Annotated in this window: 12 protein-coding genes; 4 read left to right on the forward strand and 8 right to left on the reverse strand. The window is 75.3% G+C overall.

The window, feature by feature from the left end:
- Positions 1-7: 7 nt before the first annotated feature.
- Positions 8-1,216: a 4-hydroxybenzoate 3-monooxygenase gene (locus tag ACFZCF_RS15085; protein ID WP_391286801.1), complete on the reverse strand. Its 1,209-nt coding sequence runs from the start codon at positions 1,214-1,216 to the stop codon at positions 8-10.
- A 113-nt stretch (positions 1,217-1,329) separates the two neighbouring features.
- A complete protein-coding gene (locus ACFZCF_RS15090) occupies positions 1,330-2,097 on the reverse strand; it encodes an IclR family transcriptional regulator C-terminal domain-containing protein (RefSeq protein ID WP_391286802.1) in 768 nt (255 codons plus the stop codon).
- Between the two features lie 79 nt (positions 2,098-2,176).
- Here ACFZCF_RS15090 and ACFZCF_RS15095 point away from each other — a divergent pair, with 79 nt between their 5' ends.
- A complete protein-coding gene (locus tag ACFZCF_RS15095) occupies positions 2,177-2,884 on the forward strand; it encodes a substrate-binding domain-containing protein (protein ID WP_391286803.1) in 708 nt (235 codons plus the stop codon).
- 139 nt (positions 2,885-3,023) lie between these two features.
- Here ACFZCF_RS15095 and ACFZCF_RS15100 read toward each other — a convergent pair whose 3' ends face one another.
- The 6 genes from ACFZCF_RS15100 to lanL all read right to left on the reverse strand — a co-directional run bounded on the left by ACFZCF_RS15100 (position 3,024) and on the right by lanL (position 9,515).
- Positions 3,024-3,704, reverse strand: a complete 681-nt coding sequence (locus tag ACFZCF_RS15100) for a beta-glucanase (RefSeq protein WP_391286804.1) — start codon at positions 3,702-3,704, stop codon at positions 3,024-3,026.
- A 142-nt stretch (positions 3,705-3,846) separates the two neighbouring features.
- Entirely contained in the window at positions 3,847-4,224 is a 378-nt protein-coding gene (locus ACFZCF_RS15105; protein ID WP_391286805.1) for a VOC family protein, read from the reverse strand.
- Positions 4,225-4,554: 330 nt separating this feature from the next.
- Positions 4,555-5,424 (reverse strand): ABC transporter permease, encoded by an 870-nt coding sequence (locus ACFZCF_RS15110; RefSeq protein WP_391286806.1) that lies wholly within the window; start codon positions 5,422-5,424, stop codon positions 4,555-4,557.
- A complete protein-coding gene (locus ACFZCF_RS15115; protein WP_388447804.1) occupies positions 5,421-6,461 on the reverse strand; it encodes an ATP-binding cassette domain-containing protein in 1,041 nt (346 codons plus the stop codon). Before ACFZCF_RS15115 ends, ACFZCF_RS15110 begins: the two co-directional genes overlap by 4 nt.
- A 102-nt stretch (positions 6,462-6,563) precedes the next feature.
- Positions 6,564-6,719 carry a VenA family class IV lanthipeptide gene (locus tag ACFZCF_RS15120; RefSeq protein WP_388447802.1) on the reverse strand — a complete coding sequence of 52 codons (156 nt, stop codon included), beginning with the start codon at positions 6,717-6,719 and terminating at the stop codon, positions 6,564-6,566.
- An 81-nt stretch (positions 6,720-6,800) separates the two neighbouring features.
- Positions 6,801-9,515 (reverse strand): class IV lanthionine synthetase LanL, encoded by a 2,715-nt coding sequence (gene lanL / locus ACFZCF_RS15125; protein WP_391286807.1) that lies wholly within the window; start codon positions 9,513-9,515, stop codon positions 6,801-6,803.
- Between the two features lie 556 nt (positions 9,516-10,071).
- Here lanL and ACFZCF_RS15130 point away from each other — a divergent pair.
- The 3 genes from ACFZCF_RS15130 to ACFZCF_RS15140 all read left to right on the forward strand — a co-directional run bounded on the left by ACFZCF_RS15130 (position 10,072) and on the right by ACFZCF_RS15140 (position 12,462).
- Positions 10,072-10,743, forward strand: coding sequence for a HEAT repeat domain-containing protein (locus ACFZCF_RS15130; protein ID WP_391286808.1), 672 nt, complete (start codon positions 10,072-10,074; stop codon positions 10,741-10,743).
- A 3-nt stretch (positions 10,744-10,746) separates the two neighbouring features.
- A complete protein-coding gene (locus ACFZCF_RS15135; RefSeq protein WP_391286809.1) occupies positions 10,747-11,748 on the forward strand; it encodes a HEAT repeat domain-containing protein in 1,002 nt (333 codons plus the stop codon).
- 195 nt (positions 11,749-11,943) lie between these two features.
- Complete coding sequence (locus tag ACFZCF_RS15140; protein ID WP_391287089.1) at positions 11,944-12,462, forward strand: heme-binding protein; 519 nt, start codon at positions 11,944-11,946, stop codon at positions 12,460-12,462.
- The last annotated feature ends 144 nt before the right edge of the window (positions 12,463-12,606 follow it).

Here is a 12,606-nt window from a genome sequence, read left to right on the forward strand (position 1 = left end):
AGGGTGGTCAGCGGCCGCTGGCAGGCCAGCCGGTGTACTGCTCGGCCAGATACCTGCGGCCGGCCCGGGTGCCCACCACGTTGTCCAGTTCGCCGAGCTGCCGTCGCAGGTCGAACGACGAGGCCCCGGGCGCGGTGTGGAGCAGCTGGGTCATCCAGTACGAGAAGTTCTGCGCCCGCCAGACCCGCCGCAGGGCCGGCGGCTCGTACGCGTCGAGGGCCGCCCCGCCGGCGCCGCCGAGCGCCTTCGGCAGCACGTCGGCGAGGACCTTCACGTCGTGCAGCGCCAGGTTGAGCCCGCGGGCCCCGGTCGGCGGCACCGTGTGCGCGGCGTCGCCGGCCAGGAGCAGGGATCCCCAGCGCATCGGCTCCTGCACGAAGGAACGGAACCGCAGCACCGTCTTCTCGGTGATCGGCCCCTCCTTCAGCCGGAAGCCGTCCTCGCCGGCCACCCGCGCCTGGAGCGTCTCCCAGATCCGGTCGTCCGGCCAGGCGTCGGCGGACGCGTCGGGGGCGCACTGGAAGTACATGCGCTGCACCGACTCGGTGCGCTGGCTGATCAGCGCGAAGCCGTGCTCCGAGCGGGCGTAGACCAGCTCGGGAGCGCTCCTCGGCGCCTCGGCGAGGATGCCGAACCAGGCGAAGGGGTACTCCGTGCCGTACCGCGTCCGGCGCTCCGCCGGCACCAGGTCGCGGCACATGCTCCGCGAGCCGTCCGCACCGACCACGAACCGGGCCCGGATCTCGTGGCGGGCCCCGTCGGGCGCGGTGTACCGCACGCGCGGGGCATCGGTGGTGACGTCGAGGACCTCGGTGTCGCGGACCCCGAAGTGCACGGTCCCGCCGTCGCGTTCGCGGGCGTCCGCCAGGTCGGTGAAGACGTCGGTCTGCGGATAGAGCCAGGTGGACGCGCCGACGAGCTTCCTGAAGTCGATCCGGTACGGCCGCCCGGCCGACCGCACCTCGATGCCCTCGTGTTCGTACCCGTCCCGCAGGATCCGGTCCGAGACCCCGGTGGCCACCAGGTCGTGGGCGACGTCGGCCTCCAGGATGCCGGCCCGCTGGGTCGTCTCGATCTCGTGCCGGGTGCGGGTGTCGAGGACGATCGTCCCGACCCCGGCACGGCCGAGCAGGTGACCCAGCATGAGGCCCGCGGGCCCCGCGCCGACCACCGCGACCGGAACCGTGACGACGGAGTCGACGGGGGCGTCGGCCATGGCATCTCCAAGCGGCTGTGAGCGATCCGAACGGTTCGGAACGGCCCGAACGCTGCCAGCCTTCCCGGCCCCCGGTCTGCGGCGTTTCCGTCAGGCGGAAGCCGGCCCGGAAGTCATGCCGTCGTCCGCGTCCGCCTGCCGAGTTCGTCGGAGATCCCGTACGCGGCCCGCAGCAGCGGCTCGCGCAACTGCCGCGCCCTGTCGGCGCCCTGTGCCGTGACCACGATCCCGAGCGCCGCGCTCACCGGCCCCGACCGCCCGATCCGCACCGGCGCGGCCACCGCCACCGTGCTCTCCGACAGCTGCCGGTCGCTGACGAACACCTGCTCCCGCCGGATCCGGTCCAACTGCGCCCGCAGCGTCCTCGGATCGGTGACGGTGTGCGGGGTCCACGCCCGCTGGGGAGCCCCCAGGACCTCCTCCTGGATGTCCCGCGGTGCGTGCGCGAGGAGCACCCGCCCCATGCCCGTGGCCCCCACCGGGAAACGGGTCCCGACCCCCGTGAGCAGCTCCACCGACCGGTGCCCGGCGATCCGCTCCACGAACACCAGCTCGGTGCCCTCCCGCACCGCGAGCTGCACGTTCTCGTGCGTCACCTCGTACAGGTCCTGCATGAACGGCAGTGCCACGTCCCGCAGGATCTGCGTGCGGGGACAGCCCGAGGCGATCTCCCAGAGCCGCAGCCCCACGTGCCACGCCCCGTCCTCACCCCGTTCGAGCGCTCCCCACGCCGCCAGCTCCGCCACCACCCGGTGCGTGGTGCTCAGCGCCAGACCGGTCCGCTGGGCGATCTCGGATAGTGTCTGCGCGGGGTGCTCCCGGTCGAAGGCCGCGAGGACCTCCAGTACTTTGCCTGCCGCCGTGCTCCGGGTCGTGCTCACGCCGCCAGTCTCGCAGACCCGCCCCGAGCCGCCGGCCGCGCTCCTCCCCGATCCCCGCACGACGACGTGAGGTTGCGACATGCGCCGAGAACGCGCCACCCACCGAGAACTCGCAGGACTCTCCTCGATGGCGACCCGCCCGGTCCTCGCGGAGCTCTGCGAGCACCTCCGCCTCGCCGACGGCACGCGCATGCGCTTCACGTCCGCCGGCGGCGTGGAGATCGCCCGCCGGGTCCGCGAGGGCGCAGAGGCGGACCTCCTCGTCCTCGCCGCCGACGCGGTGACCGCCCTGGAGGAGGCCGGTCACGTGGTTCCCGGCACGGCCCGCCCCCTGTGGACCTCCCAGGTCGTCGCCGCCGTCCCGGCCGCCGCCCCGGCCCCCGCCCTCGGCACGGTCGACGACCTCCGCGCCGCCCTCACCTCGGCGACCGCCATCGCCTACTCCACCGGCCCCAGCGGCACGGCCCTGCTGGACCTCCTGCACCGGCTGGCCCTGGCGGACGTGCTCACCGACCGCCTGGTCCAGGCCCCGCCGGGCGTCCCCGCCGGCACCCTCCTCGCCTCCGGCCGCGCCGACCTGGCCTTCCAGCAGCACAGCGAACTCATGGACCTCCCCGGCGTCACGGTCCTCGGCCCCCTCCCCGGCGACACGGCCCTCACCTCCCTCTTCACCGCCGCCGTCCTCGCCACCACCACCGACCCGACCCGCGCCCGCGAGGCCCTGGACCTCCTGGCCGGCGAAGAGGCGACGCAACACGCCGCGGCCCGGGGCCTGACCAGGGCCTGACCGGCCTCTGCGTCCGGTACGCCGACACCCGGCAGCGGCGGGCCGGCCTCGCGGGGGCGAGGCGGGCCCGCCTCACCCCCGTCCAGCGCGGACACCTGACGGCCCTGGGGGTTTCCTGGGCGTGAGGGGCCCGCCCGCTTCACCAGCGGCTCCGGAACACCCGGAGGTCCGACACCTCGAAGGACATCTCGTCGGTGTCGGGGTCGGGTGCGGGGTGATAACGGCCGGCGCAGACCGAGAGGTTGACGATCAGGTAGGCGTGCCAGGACCGGCCGACGCCCCGCCCGTCGGCGAAGACCTCGGTGCCGTTCACCCACCACACCACGGACCGTGATCCGAACCGGGTCCGCAGCTCCACCCACTCCCCGGGCCGGACGGCGGGCGACCGGTGGTAGCGGTGGGCGCCCCGCACCCGGTTGGAGAGCTCCAGCAGGTGGGGGTTGTCCGGGTGGTACTCGAAGACGTCGACCTCCTGCCCGCCGTCGCGCCAGGTCCAGATCGCCGGCCAGGCCCCCGTCTCCGACGGCAGCCGCACCCGGGCCTCCAGCACGTCCCCCGCCCGGACCTCGAACCCCTCGTCGCTCCCCTCCGTCGTCAGCAGCCCGCTGTCCCACAGGCCGTCGGGCCGCCGCGTCGCCCGGAAGACCCCGGAGCGGCAGTAGCCGGGGTCGTCCACGAGGTGGTCGAGTTTGTTGTCCAGCGGATTGACGGGCCCCCCGTCCGGATAGGCCCAGGAACGCCCGGCGACCCACTGCGCGGCGGACCCGAAGTCGGCGGTGAACACGGGCTCGTCGGACGACGGCGAATACGGTACGGACACGGCGGCTCCTCGCGGGCTGAATCGGCCGACAACGGACACCGTCATGGCTCCCCGCTCACGCGCCGCTCATGCGGAACCGTGGCTTCCTGTCCAGAACTCGTCACGCCCGCTCGCCCCGTGTGCGCCGTGACGACCGGCGCCCTCAGTCCCGTACGAGGCAGAACGGATGGCCCGCCGGATCCGCGTACACCCGCCACCCCCGCTTCCCGTCGCCCCCGTCGAGCAGCGTCGCCCCCAGGGCGAGGACCTCCGCGTCGGCCCGCTCCAGGTCCGCCACGCCCAGATCGAGGTGGAACTGCTGGGGGTGCGCCGGATCCGGCCAGCGAGGCGGCCGGTGCTCCGCCACCCGCTGGAACGCCAGGACGACCCCGCCGTCGCCGTGCACCGTCGCCCAGTCGTCGTCGAGCGACCACCGGCGGTCCGGCCGGTTCACCTCGCCGCCGAGCAACGACGCGTAGAAGCGGGCGAGTTCCATGACGTCGGGGCAGTCGAGCACCACGCATTGCAGCTTTCCGATCATGGGGAGCACACTAGAGAACCGCCGCTGCCCAGGCGGTGGGAGCGGGGCGGGGGAGTGCCGCGAGGATCGAGAGCCGGCGTGAACCTGGGATGCGCCGTGTCGGCCGTGACCTCCTGCTCGGGAGCGGAGACCCCGGCGCGGCCGACGCCGACGAGTCCCGCGCCGACCGCCGTCACCGCCTCCCCGTCGACTTCCCCGACCTGACCGTCGGAAAGGGGGCCCGGGGAAAGGGGGCCCGGGGCAAGGGGACCCGGGGACGTTCGCCTCCTGCGGACATCCCTAGGTGGGGCGGAAGGGCCCGTCGGTGCCGCGGGCGGCTGCTCCGGGCGGCTACTCCGGGCGGCCGAAGCGGCGGGCCGCCCAGAGGAGGGCCGCCGCGCCCACGGCCAGGAGGAGGCCCGCTTCGAGGAGGAGGGGGGGCTGGTGGCCCGCCCACGCGAGGCCGTCGGCCGCCGCCTGGTCCGGCGCGCGGAGGGCGATCGAGCGGCGCAGGACGTCCACGCCGTACGCCAGCGGGTTCGCGGCCGCCAGGGCCTGCGCCCAACCGGGCAGGGAGGTCAGGGGAAAGAAGCCGCCGGAGAGGAACAGGAGCGGCATCATCACCAGGCCGAGCAGCGTGTGGAAGGTCTCGGGACTGCGCAGGCCCACGGCCAGGGCCAGGGACAGCGCGGTGATCGCGAACGACGCGAGGACCATCCCGGCGAGGAGCAGCACGAACAGCACCGGGTCGTACGGGAGGCCCACCGTGCCCGCCAGGAGGAGCAGCACCGTGCCCTGGACCGTCGCGACGAGCGTGCCGCCCGCGCAGCTGCCCAGGAGGAGGGTGGCGCGGCCCACGGGGGCCATGAGGAGTTCGCGGAGGTAGCCGCTCTGCCGGTCGGTGATGAGCCGGATCCCGACCATGATCGCCGGGGTCTGCACGGTCATCATCAGCATCCCCGGGAAGAGGTACGTCCGGTAGCCGACGCCGAGCGCGGCGGCGGGGATCAGGGCCGCCAGACCGCCGCCCAGGATGAAGAGGTACAGGATGGGGTGGAGCAGCATCACGGTGGTGGGGACCCGCTGGCAGGCGAGGCGCAGCAGATCGCGGTGGACCAGGGCGTGCACCGCCCGCAGTTCGCGCCGGAGGCCGCTGCCGGCCGCGGTGCCCGTGCCGGTCCCGGCGGGGGTGCCCGCGCCCGTGTCGGTGAGGGTCGTCATCGGGCACCGCCCTCCCCGGGAGCCATGCTGCGGCCGGTGTGGTGGAAGAAGACGTCGTCGAGCGTGGGCGGGGTGGCGGAGGCGGCGTGGACGGCGATGCCGTGCGAGCCGACCGCCGCGCACAGACGGGGGATCCAGGCGCTGCCGTCGGGGACGCGCAGCCAGAGGCCGTCCGCGTCGACGGTGACGGGCCGGCCCGGCGGGGCGAGCGCGGCGACGATGTCCCGCGCGCCCGCGTCGTCGCTCGTGCGCAGTGCCACCCGGTCGTCACCGATCGCGGCCTTCACCTCCCGCGGCGTCCCCTGCGCCACCAGCCGGCCCCGGTCGACGATGGCGAGGCGGTCGCAGTGCTCCGCCTCGTCCAGGTAGTGGGTGGTGACGAAGAGCGTGCTGCCGTGCCGGTCGCGCAGGGTCCGCAGATGGTCCCGGACGAGGGCCCGGGCGTGCGGGTCGAGGCCCGTGGTCGGCTCGTCGAGGAACAGCACGCCGGGGGAGTGCAGCAGCTGCCGGGCGAGCTCCAGCCGCCGCCGCATGCCGCCCGACAGGGTGCGGACGGGCACGCGGCCCCGGTCGGAGAGGCCGGCGACGTCGAGCGCCTCGACCGTGCGGCGGCGGGCCTCGGCGCGGCGGAGCCCGTACAGGCGCGCGTGGACGCGGAGGTTCTGCTCGGCCGTCAGGTCGGTGTCGAGGGCGCTGTGCTGGAACAGCAGCCCGACCCTTCGCCGTACCAGGTCGGGTTCGGTGAGCACGTCGGCGCCCGCCACCGTCGCCTGTCCGGAGGTGGGGCGGGTCAGGGCGCAGAGCATCGCGATGGTCGTGGACTTCCCGGCGCCGTTGGGGCCGAGGAACGCGAACGTCTCCCCTTGGCGCACGTCCAGGTCGAGCCCGCGGACCGCCTCGGTGGGGGTGCCGTCCGGTCCCCGGTAGCTCTTCACGAGGCCGCGCGTGCGGATGGCGGAGGAGACGGGACCGGCCGACGGCGCGGGGGGCGCGGCGGTCGTGCGGCGGGAGTCGTGGTCGCCGGGGTGCAGGGGCATGGTCTCGACCTCGTCGGTGGGGCGGTCGGGGCGGGCGGGCCGGGGCCTCACCCCGGCCGGTGGCTGCCCCGGGACAGCCACCGGCCGGGGGAGGCGTCGCGGCTACGCGCAGCTCACACCGATACAGACGGTGTTGAGGAGCGTCAGCAGGCCGACGCACTGGCAGGTGCCGGCGAAGGCCGCGCCGTCGGCGCCGACCGGGTCGGTCTCCGGAAGGGCGTGCAGGGCGGCGAGGATGTCGAGGTCCTTGTTCTCCATGGTCTTTCTCCTTCTTCGTGGTGTTCGTGTTTCTTCGCTGCGCCGTTCTTCGGGGCGCGGCGGCGGCGCGTCCGCCGCCGCTCAGACCGGCAGCTGGACCATCCAGTGCCGGGGCTCGGGGTGGCGTACCCGCAGGAGGAACGCCAGGATTCCGGCGGAGCCGTCGCTCCAGCCCGTCGAGACCTCCCCGTACTCGTTGGGGAAGACGACGTGGTCGCCGCGGTGCGTCCGCTCGGCGACGAGGAGGCGGGCCAGGTCGGCGGCCCGCGCGCGGGGGGCCGGGTCGCCGGTGGCGTCGGCCAGGTCGAGGAGGAAGTCGCCGTTGCCCGCCAGGCCGTGGCACTGGGTGAGCGCGGCGCGGGAGGCCCGCTCGACGACGGCCGGGCCGGCGGCGCGGGCGAGGTCGCCGTACCGGTCGTCACCGGTCGCCCGCCAGAGCCGGACCAGGAACGAGCCGATGCCGGCCGAGCCGTGGCACCAGTACGGAGCCGTCGGCACGTCCCCGGTCTGCGACGGCCACTGGGCCGTGCCGCCCACGTCCACGGCATGGGCGACCAGGTGCTCGCCCGCCGCCACGGCCAGCTCCCGGTGGACCGGGCGGCCGGTGACGGACGCGGCGGCGAGGAGGAAGCAGCCGATGCCCGACGAACCGTGCGCGAAGCCGAGGTAGCGCTTGCCGGCCTCCTGGGCGACGGCCTCCGCGGGCACGGGCCAGCTCACGCCCGAGTCCTCGCGGCGGGCCGCGTCGGCCAGCCGGTCGGCGGCCTCCCCGACCAGCGCGGCGAGACGCGGATCGCCCGTGCGTCGCCACAGGTGGGCGTACGCCATGCCGCTGCCCGCCGTGCCGTGGGTGATGTCGTGGCTCGGCGTCCACCCCTGCGGGGCGACCGCCAGGGCCAGCGCGTGGTCGACGAGGGCCCGGTCCTCGACGGCCCGGCCCGCCTCGTACAGCGCCCAGGCGGTGCCGCCGGTGCCGAAGTGGAGGCCCGGGCGGCCGGAACCCGGGTCGGTGCGCTCGGCGATCCAGCGCCCGGCGGTGGCGATCGGTCCGGGCAGCCGTGGGTCTCCGGTCACCTCGAAGTACCGGGTGAGCACCGCGAGTACACCGGCCGCGCCCTGCTGCACGGTGCACGGGTCGGCCTCCCCGGCCAGCGTCGAGACGGGCCACAGCCTGTCGTCGGCGTCGGGCGCCATCGTGTCGAGGAGGTGCCGCACGATCCCTTCGACGGCGGTCCCGATCACGTCGTCTTCGCCGGCCGCCGCGGTGGCCGCGGGCGGGACGGTGGACGAGGAGGACGACCGTGCGGAGGGCTGTGAGGAGGGTGCCGCCGGCCCGGGGGCCGTCCGCGCGAGGGCCTTACGGGCCCTGGCCGGATCCCAGCGCGCGGCCGGATCGTCCCGCATCAGGCCGAGGATCAACTCCCGCATGCCGTCAGGGAGTCGTACGGAGACCTGGCAGGCGTCCAGCCACTCGGCCAGCCGCTCCTCCACCGGCCGGTCCTGCGGCTCCTCCGCCATCAGGTTCGGCACCTTGCCCGTGAGCACGAAGCACACCGTCGCGCCGAGACTGTAGTAGTCGGCCGTCGGGGAGACCGGCGCGTCGACCAGGCGCTCGGGGGCGCTGAAGCCCGGAGTGCCGACCCGGGTCGGGAGGGCGGCGTCGTCCGCCAGGACGGCCAGCTCCAGGTCGATCAGGCGCAGTTCGCCGTCGGGGCGGACCATCACGTTGCCCGGCGTGAAGTCGCGCAGCACGCAGCCCTGTTCGTGGGCCGCCGCCACCAGGTCCACGAGCCGTTCGACCTGGGCCGCCGCCTCTGCCCCGTAACGCTCGCCGCCCGTGTCGCGGAAACGCTCGGCGACCCAGGTCCGCAGCGGGACGCCCGGTACTTCCTCCTGGGCGAGGAACAGGTGTCCGCCGTGCTCGAACAGCGCCAGCGGCTCCGGCGCGAGCCCCGAGCCCCGCAGCTTCTCCAACGCCCTCGCCTCGGCGCGCAGCCAGTCGCGGACGTCGCTGCCGGAGGCGTCGGCCTCCACGTGCGGGCGGGTCTCCTTGATGACGACGGGCGCGCCGGTGCGGACGTCGCTGCCCCGGTACACACCGCCCTTGTTGGTGTGCCGGATCGCCTCCCGCACCTCGAACCGGTCGCCGACCACCACGGAGCGGGGCTTGGCGGGAGCCGGGGCGGGGGAGGGGACGTGGGCGGGGGCGGGGAAGGGGCTGACGGCCCACTCCGGGGGCGTGTACTGCCCGGTCCGCCGGTCCTCCACCGGATTGCCGTCGGGGTCCTCGAAGTACCAGACCAGAAGGCCGTCCTCGGACAGCCGCCGCCGGCCGACGAAGGCCCCGTAGCGGTAGTGGACCAGGCTGCCGACGGCGTACTGCTGGTCGGACAGGATGCGGGGGCCGGCGAGCCCCGCCGTCGCGCGGTGCAACTCCGCGGCGAGACGGGCCGCGTCCGCGTCGGAGCGCGGGTACACCGTCAGGAACTTGCCGGAGCTTCCGCGCGGTGTGGCGCGGGAGTTGAGCGCACCGACCCGCTCCAGCGACCGGGCGAACTTGAATCCCGAGGAGTCCGGCAGCAGCACCTCCAGGGACTTCAGGAGGACGGTCGGCGCGGACGCGGCCGTCGCCGACACGTGCAGCTTCCACCCCTGCTGACGCTGCTCCCCGTGCAGGGGCGTGACCCGGCACCACATGTCGTCGGACCCGGTCGTCCAGCGCTCGCCCGTGTCCGTGGCGTTCATGGCTCGGTGGAGGAGGTCTTCGAGTACGGCTTCGGTGGCGTGGCTGGTCATGCCCATCCCTCTCGACGGCGAGAACCGCTGCGGAGAAGGTGCCCGACGCACGTGTCGGACCCACATACCCGGTACTGGATTCACCGGTTCCGCCGAGCGCGCGCCGGATTTTTCCCACCATGAGGTGCGACCGGCGCGGAACGGCGCACGGGGGCTCACCAGGGGGTTCACACCTCCCTGACCAGGACCGCGTACCCGTTGGGCGGGGCCCGGAGCGTGCCGACGGGGCGCGCTCGGGCGTGCCCGCGGAAATTTCCCCGCGAACGTGCCCCCGGCCGACTGGAGAGACCGGCGTCGCGGCTCCGAGCCGGGGACGACGGTGCCACAGGGGCCCCGGCGCGCACAAAAGGACCGTCCGCCCCCACGGGCGGGCTCGTCGCCTTCGTCCACCCGTCCCCCGGTGGTCACGTTCCGGGCCCTGACGGAGCCTCGACCGGCCGTGAGGGGCCCCACCGCTTCCCCTTCGAAGGCACGGCCCCTGCCCCCGGCGCGGGGTGGCGGGCTTGACCTTGACACGGTGACAAGGCTTTGACTGCCGGGCGAGGAGGTGGTTCCGATGACCACGACGTATCAGGACCCAGAAGTGCGGCGCGCGCTCCGGGCGCTCGCCGACGACCGCCCGTCGGTACGGCTCAAGGCCGCCCTGGCGGTCGGCACGGCGCCCGACGAGCGGTTCGTCGACGCCCTCGTCGAGCGGTGCGCCGTCGAGCCCGAGTTCTTCGTCCGGGACATGCTGACGTGGGCCCTGACCCGGCACCCCGACTCCGTGACGCTGCCCCGCGTGCTCGCCGAGCTCGACTCGGAGCGGGCCCGGGCACGGAGCCAGGCCCTGCACACGCTGTCCAAGATCGGCGACCGGCGGGCCTGGCCGGCGCTCACCCGCGCCCACCTCACCGACCCCGACGACGACGTGGCCAGGGCCGCCTGGCGCACGGCCGTCCTGCTCGTACCGGACGGCGAGGAGGCGGCCCTCGCCACCGCGCTCGCCACCCAGCTGGGCCGCGGCGGGCAGGAGACGCAGCTCAGCCTGAGCCGGGCGCTGATCGGACTCGGGGACGTGATCCTGCCGGTCCTGGACACCGCAGCGACCGCCCCCGACCCGCTGGTGCGCGCGCACGCCCTCGCCACCCGGCGGATCCTGAGCGACCCCGACACCGGATTCGCGTACGCGATCGAGGAGGCGAAGCGCGTCGTGGCGCTCGACGGTGCTCCGGGGGAGGGACACTAGGGCGTGTTGATCGGTGAGGTGGCGCGTCGCTCCGGCGTCAGCGCCCGCATGCTCAGGCACTACGAGAAGCTCGGCCTGGTACGGCCCTCGGACCGCACCGGCTCCGGCTACCGCGAGTACCGCGACGAGGACATCCGGCGAATCTTCCACATCGAGAGCCTCCGCTCGCTGGGACTGTCGCTCCGCGAGATCGGCCGCGCCCTCGACGACCCCGGCTTCACACCCGGGCGGCTCGTCGGCGAGCTCATCGAGCAGACCCGGGCCCGCATCGCCACCGAGACCGAACTGCTCACCCGGCTCCGCCGCATCGACGCCACCGGCCCCGAGGCCTGGGACGACGCCCTGCGGGTCGTGGCGCTGCTGCAGGCCCTCGGCTCGGCGAGCAAGGACACCCGGCAGCGCGCCGCGCTCGCCGCCGCCGAGGACCCCGTACCGGTGGAGGCGCTGGTGGAGGCCGCCCTGGCCGAGGAGGAGACCAATGTCGCGGGCGCCCTCCGCTGGGCGCTCGCCCGCTCGGGCGACGGCGGCCCCGCACTCCTGGCCGAAGGACTGGACTCCCCGGAGCCCGCGGTACGCGAACGGGCCGTCCGCGCCCTCGCCGGTCTCCCCGGCGACGAGACGATCGCTCCGCTCCGCGCCGCCCTCGACCACCCCGATCCGGTGGTCGCGGGCCGGGCGGCCCTCGCGCTCGGCACCCGCGGCGACGCCGACGCCCTCCCCACGCTCGTAGAGATGGTCGTCGACGGCCGGAACGACACCGACGCCGCCGACGCGCTGGCCGCCCTCGCCACCGACGACACCACCGGCGACGGCATCGCGGCCGGACTCCTGGCCCGCCTCACCGACCCCGCCACCGGGCCCGCCGCCCGGGGCCGGCTCACCCAGGCCCTCGCCGACATCCCCGGCCCCGCCGCGGCCCGCGCGCTCGCCGGCCTCACGCACGACGAGGACCCGGCCGTCGCCCTGACCGCGACGTACCTGCTCCGACTCCGCGACGGCCACTGACCCACCCCCGCGTCCGCCCGGCGGGGCCTCGGCCGTCCGGCCCAGCCGGCCGTGTCGGTGCCGGGCGGACGGCCCCGGCGGCGCTGCAATGCCGCTGTGAAGGCGGCCCGCGCCCCGCCGGCCGCCGCGACCGAGCCGGGAGTGTCCGTGAAGAGATCCACGACGGGTGTACGCGCCGCAGCCTGCGGCACCTTGATGGCGATCGGCCTGGGCCTCGGCCCGGCCGTCCCCGCGCAAGCGGCCGACGCCCCCTGCCGCTCGGCGGCGTGCGCCTCGCCGCCGACGCACGACGGCGTCGCACCCCAGAACGTGGTCACGACCGCGCACCTGACGGAGCGGGCCGCCGAGAAGGCCGCGCGGGCCGCGCTCGCGGCGGCGGTCGCCGCGGGGCAGCGGGTCAGCGTCGCCGTCCTGGACCGCGGCGGCAACGCGATCGTCACCCTGCGCGGCGACGGCGCGGGCCCCCACACCTACGAGTCCGCGCAGCGCAAGGCGTACACGGCCGCGTCGTTCAACGCCCCGACCTCGGTCCTCGTCGGCCGCCTCGAGCGGAACCCCACGCTCGCCGACATCCCCGGCACCCTGTTCCTCGCCGGCGGCCTTCCCCTCACCTATCAGGGCTCCCCGATCGCCGGCATCGGCGTCGCCGGCGCGCCCAGCGGCCTGCTGGACGAGGAGTTCGCCAGGGCGGGAATCGAAGCCCTCGGCCGCTGACCGCCACCGGGGCGGCACACGGTTCGCGTGCGCCGCCCCGGACGGGCCGGTACGCGGGGATACGGGGTCCGGGCCCCGGGCCGGTACGCGGGGGCACCGGGTCCGGGCCGGTGTCCATACGGAGACACCGGCCCGGGTCCGGGG

It is taken from the genome of Streptomyces sp. NPDC007945, from assembly GCF_042958885.1.
In the GTDB taxonomy this organism is placed as follows: domain Bacteria; phylum Actinomycetota; class Actinomycetes; order Streptomycetales; family Streptomycetaceae; genus Streptomyces.